An 8,077-nucleotide genomic window follows, 5' to 3' on the forward strand; every position below is an offset into this window, starting at 1 on the left:
ATTATGTAAAAAACTTTTAACTCTAATTGAAATATGTTATCATTAGTTGTAGATAGTTTTATCAATATAAATTATATTAAAAAGAGGTATTAATTATGAAGAAAACAATAAGCTTTAAAGGAACACCAGTTACTATTGAAGATAAGTTAAATTTAGGTGATGTTTTCCCAAATTTTAGAGCTGTTACTAAAACATTATCAGAGTTTGAATTATCAGATTATAAAGGGAAAAAAGTAATTGTCAACACATTCCCATCAGTAGACACAGGAGTATGTGCTTTACAAACTATTAACTTTAATAAAGCAGTAGGTGATTTAGCTGATACAGTAGTTATTACAGTATCAAAAGACTTACCATTTGCATTAGGAAGATTCTGTGCTGATAAAGAAATTAATAATGCAATTACTGTTTCTGATTATAAATATCGTGATTTTGAAACTAACAATGGATTATTAATTGAAGAATTAGGTTTATTATCTCGTGCTGTATTCGTCCTTGATGAGGAAGGAGTTATTCGCTATAAAGAAGTGTTAGAGGAAGTCGGTGAAGAGCCAGACTACAACAATGCTCTAGATGCACTGAAGAAATTATAGTGAGGTAATAGATGACAGAATTAAAATATATAAACAAAGAAGAAAATAAAAATTTACAGATTAAAGATTTAATTACTTTAGGGCTTTATACTATTTTATTAATTCTTGTAATGGCTGTGGGAATTGGAATTTCAACACTTTTAACATCATTAATATTTGGTGGAAAAGTCTATTTTGCTACTTATACTTCTATTACGGCTGCCCTAGTTTGTGGAAGTGTGTATAGTTTAATTTTTAATAAAATTAATAAAAATATGGCAATATTTATTATGATAGCAATTATTGGTATTTTTATGACTGTATCTGGTCACTCTGTAGTAGGTGGAGTTGTTCTAATTGGAGCGGCAGTTTTAGCGGAGATTGCATTCAGATATGGAAATGAATATTTATCATATTTATTCTTTAATTTAGGAAATATTGGATTAATATTACCAATGTTTTTTATGAAAGATGCATATGTAAAACATCTTCAAAATAGAAATTATTCTCAAGAAAAAATTAACTTAGTTATGAGTTCTACTGATATGAAAACATTTATTTTTATAGTTATCTTCACAATAATTTTCTCAATTATTGGAACTTATCTTGGAAGAAAATTATATTTCAAGAATTTCAATAAAGCAGGTATATAGTATGTTGAAGTTAGATATAAGAACTAAGATTTTTATATTGATCATTGCTAATATTTTAATGTTTAAAATGATGTCAATTAGCACACATTTATTTATTGCACTTTGTTTTTCAATATACTTAGGAATAAGTTCTAACTTTAAAAGAATGATTAGATTTTTCGGGATATATCTTTTCTTAACAGCTTATGAAGTATTCTTTGCTCATACAGTAACACTTCAAGTTCTTGACAGTTTCTTACTACTAACAGCTCTAATGTTTAAAACTTTATATTTCCCACTATGTGCGGGTATGGCGTTGGTTAGTAGTTCAAAAGTATCTGAATTGATATGTTTTTTAAGAAACATCAGATTGCCAAAGAAAATGATAATAGTTCTTGCAGTTTTATATAGATTTTTTCCTGTTTTACTTACAGATTACAAACAAATAAAGAATTCATTAAAAATGAAGGGGATTGGAGTAAGTAGAGGTTACTACTTACTTCATCCATTTAAATTTTTCGAATATATATTTGTTCCTTATGTAATTATAAGTACAAATATTGCTAATGAACTTTCTGTTTCGTGTTTGTGCCGTGGTATAGATAATGAAGAAAAACCAACTAGTTATATTGAATTAAAGTTTAACAAACTCGATTATTTGGTTATGGTAGCTGTTACTATAATTTTTTGTTTTATTATGTTTATGAGGTGATAAGTTGATAACATTTAAAAATTTTAATTACAAATATGTTGAATCTAAAAAATTAAATATTGAAGATTTGTCACTAGAAATCAAAAAAGGTGAATGTATTTTATTTACGGGAGCAAGTGGCTGTGGAAAAACAACAATTATGAGGGTTTTAAATGGTCTAGCTCCTGAATTTTTTGATGGTGGTTTTAGTGGAGAATTTAAAGTTGTACATCTAAGTATAGGAGATAGACTAAAAGATTTTTCTAAGGTTGTAGGAAGTGTATTCCAAAATCCTAAGAATCAGTTTTTCAATTTAGACTCTACTAGTGAACTTGCTTTTAGTATGGAAAATTATGGTTACTCTAAACCTCAAATTCAAAATAGAATTGATGAGGTAGTAAATGAGTTTTCTGCAGATTATCTACTAGATAGAAATGTCTTAGAATTAAGCGGTGGTGAAAAGCAAAAACTAGCTTTTATGGCTAGTATGATGCTAGATGCCGATGTATATGTTCTTGATGAAATTACTAGTAATCTAGATTTAAAATCTATAAAACTTATATCTTCAATAATAGAAACATTGAAGAATAAAGGGAAGACAATAATTGTAGCTGAACATAGAATCTATTACTTAAAAGATTTAATCGATAGAATGTATATCATTAAAGATGGCAAGCTGGTGCATGAAGTTACAAAAGAACAGCTTTCCGACTTTGATAGTAGAGCGTGTCAAACTAGACAAATAGATTTATCAAAAGTAGAACTTGGTAAGAAAGAACCTAGAAAGAATAAAGAGCATTATTTAAATATTGAGCAACTAGATTATAAAGTCCATACTCATCAAGTTTATTTAAAAAATGAGAGTTTTTCTTCTTCAAGAATTTATTCTATAATCGGTGCTAACGGATGTGGGAAAACTACTTTTGCTAATGCTCTAAGTGGACTACATAAATCTAAACATAAAGTTATACTTAATGGAAAAAATCTTAATAAAAAAGATTTAATAAGAAGTACATTTCAAGTAATGCAAGATGTAAATTATCAACTATTTACGAATCTTGTTGAGAAGGAGATAAAGTTAGGTAGTGATAATTTAGAGTTATTTGATGAAGTAGTAGATAAATTAAATATTAGGAAATTTTTAAATCGTCATCCTAATACACTATCTGGTGGAGAAAAACAAAGGGTAGCAATAGCTTCTGCATTATTATCTAATAAAAAAATCCTAGTATTTGATGAACCAACAAGTGGACTAGATTATGTAAATATGTTAGAATTAAGCAATTTAATCGAGCAAATAGCTAAAAACGATGTAGTGATATTTATAATTACACATGACTATGAGTTTTTATGTCAAGTTTCTGATGAAGTTCTTTTCTTTGATAAACAAGGGATAAAAGAACGTATAGAAGTAAATGAGAATAATAAAAATAAAATATTAGAAAAGATGAGTTAATGTACATAGTATGTTAACTCTTTTTTTGTCTCACATCATTTACAAATGTACGATGTTAACTCTATTTTCGACTCAAATGATTTGTTAATTTACTGTTATCATGATAAAATATATAGGTTATAGAAAAATGAAGATAGGAGGGAATTTATGTCATACGCTTCAGATATGAAAAAAGAGTTAACTTTAATAGAGATAACAAAAGACAGAGAATTTTTATCTGAGTTATCTGCTCTTATAAAAATGAACGGTGTATTAAATATATCGAATGGTAGGTTAAGTTTAAGTTTTCAAACTGAGAATGCCTCAATTGCACGAAGAATGTTTTCTTTAATTAAGTATTTTTATGATGTACATGTGAATATTTCTGTACGAAAAAAATTAAAATTAAAGAAAAATAATGTTTATATTTGTCGTTTAGATCAGAATGTTAAAGAAATACTTACAGATCTTTATATTCTAGATGATAATTACACAATGAGAATAGATATTGCTAAAGAATTAATAGATACGGATGAGAAAAAGCGAGCGTATTTACGTGGTGCATTTTTAGCTGGTGGTTCGATAAATAACCCTCGTACATCTAGTTATCATATGGAGATTTTCTCATCTTATGAGGAACATAATAGAGAATTAAATGAACTATTAAATAGTTATAAATTGAATGCAAGAAGCCTTGAAAGAAAAAAAGGATTCATTGTTTATATTAAGGAATCTGAGAAAATAGCTGAGTTTATTAATTTAGTAGGAGCTTTTCAAGCTTTATTCCAATTTGAAGATGAAAGAATTGTTAGAGATATAAATAACTCTGTAAATAGGATGCAAAATTGCGACATGGCGAATATGAATAAGACTGTTAACGCCTCTGCGAAGCAGGTTGAGGATATTAATATAATTGAGGAAAGAATAGGGTTGGATAATATCGATGAGAAACTGCGAGTCGTTGCTGAAGCAAGACTTAAGTATCCGGAGTATCCATTAAAAGAAATAGCAGAAATGATTGAAGATGGAAAATTGTCGAAATCGGGTCTTAATCATAGATTTAGAAAGATAGCGAAAATAGCTAAAGAATTAAGAGAAGGAACATATCAAGAAAAATAAAGAGAAAGGATAAAAAATGATGAGTAAGTGGGATGAACAAATTCTAGTTGTAAATAGAAAAGAATTATTTAATAATGAGGAAAATCATTTCTATGGTTTTATAGAAAAAAATGATGATAAGACAAAAAAAATTATTGATACATTCGAATCATATGAAGTAAAACGTCGAGGAGATATGGAGGAAGATCCAAGTTATAAACAATTAATCGGGTACGTACTATTAAAAGATTCGAATACTAATGAAGTATTAGTATATAAACGCCTAGTAGGTGGAGGTGAAGCAAGACTTCACGGTAAAGCTTCTGTTGGTATTGGTGGACATATGAACGAGGTTGAAGGAAAAACAATTTTTGAAATGTTAAAAATCAACGCTGCTAGAGAGTTGAATGAAGAAGTGGGAGTTTCTGAAGAAGAGGCATTAAACAATCTACACTTTATAGGGTTGATAAATGATGATAAAACAGAAGTAGGTCAAGTCCATGTAGGTGTTGTCTATGAGTGTAAAGTTGATAAAACTAAAGTGGAAGCAAAAGAAGATGATACACTTGTTATCAAGTGGATGTCAGCAGAAGAAGCAAAATCAGAAGAAAACTATGAGACTTGGTCAGAATTTTTAAAACCAATTTTCTAAAAAAGAGTAACAAATAATGTAATAAAATTCTAGTACTAGATTAACTATATAGGAGCGACTTTACTAAATGATTTGTATGAAATCGTGAGTTTAGTTGCTTCATTTATTTTTTTAGGAATTTTTGAAAAAATGTAATAAAATCTAACGTAATCTTGAAAAAAATTAAAATAAAGTGTAATATTAATATATGAAATACTAATATTTTTGTAAATTTACATTGAAAATTTTCAAAAAGTTAGAATTAATAAAGTGTACTTTCTAAATATAAGGTTAATAACAACATGTTAGAAAATATAACAAATATAGAAAGGATGATTATATGTTTAATATAAAAATGGATATGATACAAACAGTAGGATTGGCTGTTGTAATATTAATTATAGGAAGATTTCTGAGAAGTAGAATTAAATTCTTTGAAACATACTGTATTCCATCACCAGTTATTGGAGGATTCTTGTTTGCGATATTAAACCTAGTCCTAAGACAAACAAACTTAGTAATATTTGAGTTTGATAATACTTTACAAAGTTTCTTTATGACAGTGTTTTTTACAAGTATAGGATTTAATGCAAGTTGGAGATTACTAAAAGTTGGTGGAAGAAAAGTTGTTATGTTTTTATTAATGGCTATAATTTTAGTAGTTCTTCAAAATATCGTAGCGGTAGGAATCGGATATGCAACTGGAATAGATCCGCTAATAGCCCTATTAACAGGTTCAACTGCAATGACAGGTGGACATGGTACTGCGGCTGCGATGGCACCGATCGTTGAGGAATTGGGCCACACAGGTGCTAAGAGTGTTGCGATTGCGGCAGCAACTTTTGGTCTAATCGCAGGATCTAGTCTTGGAGGACCATTAGCTAACAGATTAATTAATGGTAAAAAGTTAAAAGTAGTTGCTGAAAAAGTTGAAAACGAAAAAGTACATAACGATGAATTTTTATTCAATAATGATGTTAAGAAATTAGATGGTGAAAATTTCGCGAAAGCATTTTTCTTAATTTTATTATCAATGTTTATCGGTAGTTATGTATCTACATTCTTAAATCAGTTTTTAAACTTTCCGAACTACATTGGACCAATGATTGTAGCGGCAATTTTAAGAAATGTAACGGACCATACAAGTAAGTTTGATTTACACTATGAAGAAATTCATATTTTAGAGGATGTTTCATTAAATCTATTCTTAGGAATGGCTATGATAAGTTTAAAACTATGGGAACTAAGTAGTGTCGCAGGGCAACTTGCTGCTTTATTATTAGCTCAAGCAGTATTGGCATGGGTATTTATCTACTTCGTTACATTTAGAGTAATGGGTGGAAATTATGATGCTGCTGTATTATCTGCAGGGCACGTTGGATTTGGACTTGGAGCAACACCAAATGGTATTGCGAATATGCAAAGTGTTTGTGATAAATATAAACACTCGCACATAGCCTTCTTCGTTATGCCAATAGTAGGGGCATTATTCATTGACTTCTTTAATGTTGCTATTATAAGTGGATTTTTCTCATTTTTATCTAGATAGAAATAAAAAAAGTTTGATTAGCAATTTGAGTGCTAATCAAACTTTTTTATAACTTTTACTTGATGAAAATAATAATGTATAATATAATTATTAGAAAGTTTAAATAGATTTTGTAATCATTTGAGGAGAATAGAAGTGAAACAAAAAAAATATACAATAAGAAATATTTCTGTTGGAATATTAAGTATTTTTATAAGTACGGGTAGTTTAAAAGTTGGAACAGCTAAGGCGCTGATGGATACTGATAATAAAGTTATTGTTGATGAAAATGGAGTTAGACCGGTTGTTGAACCAATACCATCAGAAAATAAAACTCCGGTTAAGCAAACTGATAAACCAGTTAGAAAACCGCTAGAGAAGACAGAAGATAAATTAGCGGGAAAACCGGTAAGAAAACCACCGGTAAAACAAACGGAAAAGCCAATAGGAAAGCCTGTAAATAAACCATCTGATAAACCAGACAGAAAACCGTTGGTAGAACCGAAAGAAGATAAAACTCCAGTAAAAAAAGATGATGATAATAAGTTCCCAGTAATGTCGGATAAAGAAAAATATCATGATGTAAACAATTCTCCTAATAAAGATTTGTTATTTGCAAATTTATCAGGTCATGATATTAAAGTAGAATATAAAAAAGGTAGTATTTCTGCAGATAAGTTACATGTTGAATCTTTAAATGATAATAAGTTAAATAAATCTATTAGAAACAAGTTAGGTAATGATTATAAAATTATAGAGACGTTCGAAATCCATTTTGAAAAAGATGATAAAAAGGTAGATAGTAATGAGGAACGAACGGTAAAAATAATAATAACTAAGAAGGATAATACTGAATTAGAAGTTTATCACATTCCGAATGATAACTCTCTTGAAAAAGTTAATAGTAAATATTCAGATGGGGAACTACAGTTTAATATTAATCATTTTAGTAAATTTACGATTGTAGAACGAATAAAAATTGGTACAAAAAATCTTGAAGAAAGAGCACGGGTGGTTATCCCCGAAACAACTGTAGATGTTAAGAAGGAAGAATTACCAGAAACATTAACTAAAAAAATAAATAATGTGAATGAAATCTCTTCGCTACCGAAAACTGGTATAAAAACTGTAGCTTTAGAAGTAGTTGGAGTTATGCTAATCTTGGCTGCAATATTAATAAGAAGAGGGCAAAAGAAAAATTAAAACATATAAAGAGTAACGATTTAGAAATAAATTGTTACTCTTTATTTTTAATTTTATGTATTATATATTTTTTAGTTTATAGCTGAATTAATCGTAAAGATTCCTATTTACAAACTCTAAACACTATGATATAATAAAACGGAATTATTTCGAATTAAATGATTGAGGAGAATATATATGAATAAAAAGAATATTATTACTAGTGCCTGTGGTTCACTTGTAATCGGACTATCAGCCTTTGCTGGTTATGAATACGGAAGACAACAAGCATATGAAACAACACCTCT

8 protein-coding genes are annotated in these 8,077 nt (G+C 28.6%); all 8 read left to right on the forward strand.

The features are described from left to right. The first annotated feature begins 95 nt into the window (after positions 1-95). Positions 96-593, forward strand: a complete 498-nt coding sequence (gene tpx, locus PNO30_RS06000) for a thiol peroxidase (RefSeq protein ID WP_271965722.1) — start codon at positions 96-98, stop codon at positions 591-593. An 11-nt stretch (positions 594-604) separates the two neighbouring features. Further along, complete coding sequence (locus PNO30_RS06005) at positions 605-1,225, forward strand: MptD family putative ECF transporter S component (RefSeq protein WP_102170443.1); 621 nt, start codon at positions 605-607, stop codon at positions 1,223-1,225. A 1-nt stretch (position 1,226) separates the two neighbouring features. Next, positions 1,227-1,916, forward strand: coding sequence for an energy-coupling factor transporter transmembrane component T (locus PNO30_RS06010; protein WP_271987526.1), 690 nt, complete (start codon positions 1,227-1,229; stop codon positions 1,914-1,916). A gap of 4 nt (positions 1,917-1,920) precedes the next feature. After that, the gene (locus PNO30_RS06015; protein WP_271987527.1) at positions 1,921-3,351 is read left to right on the forward strand and encodes an ABC transporter ATP-binding protein; all 1,431 of its coding nucleotides are present in this window, start codon (positions 1,921-1,923) and stop codon (positions 3,349-3,351) included. A 147-nt stretch (positions 3,352-3,498) separates the two neighbouring features. Further along, positions 3,499-4,449, forward strand: coding sequence for a DNA-binding protein WhiA (gene whiA, locus PNO30_RS06020; RefSeq protein ID WP_271987528.1), 951 nt, complete (start codon positions 3,499-3,501; stop codon positions 4,447-4,449). Positions 4,450-4,468: 19 nt separating this feature from the next. After that, positions 4,469-5,080, forward strand: a complete 612-nt coding sequence (locus PNO30_RS06025; RefSeq protein WP_271987531.1) for an NUDIX domain-containing protein — start codon at positions 4,469-4,471, stop codon at positions 5,078-5,080. Positions 5,081-5,399: 319 nt separating this feature from the next. Then, positions 5,400-6,608 (forward strand): sodium/glutamate symporter, encoded by a 1,209-nt coding sequence (gltS, locus tag PNO30_RS06030; RefSeq protein WP_271966107.1) that lies wholly within the window; start codon positions 5,400-5,402, stop codon positions 6,606-6,608. A 135-nt stretch (positions 6,609-6,743) separates the two neighbouring features. Further along, positions 6,744-7,790 (forward strand): LPXTG cell wall anchor domain-containing protein, encoded by a 1,047-nt coding sequence (locus PNO30_RS06035; protein WP_271987529.1) that lies wholly within the window; start codon positions 6,744-6,746, stop codon positions 7,788-7,790. Positions 7,791-8,077: the final 287 nt, after the last annotated feature.

The organism is Gemella haemolysans (genome assembly GCF_028308085.1).
Classification (GTDB): domain Bacteria; phylum Bacillota; class Bacilli; order Staphylococcales; family Gemellaceae; genus Gemella; species Gemella haemolysans_D.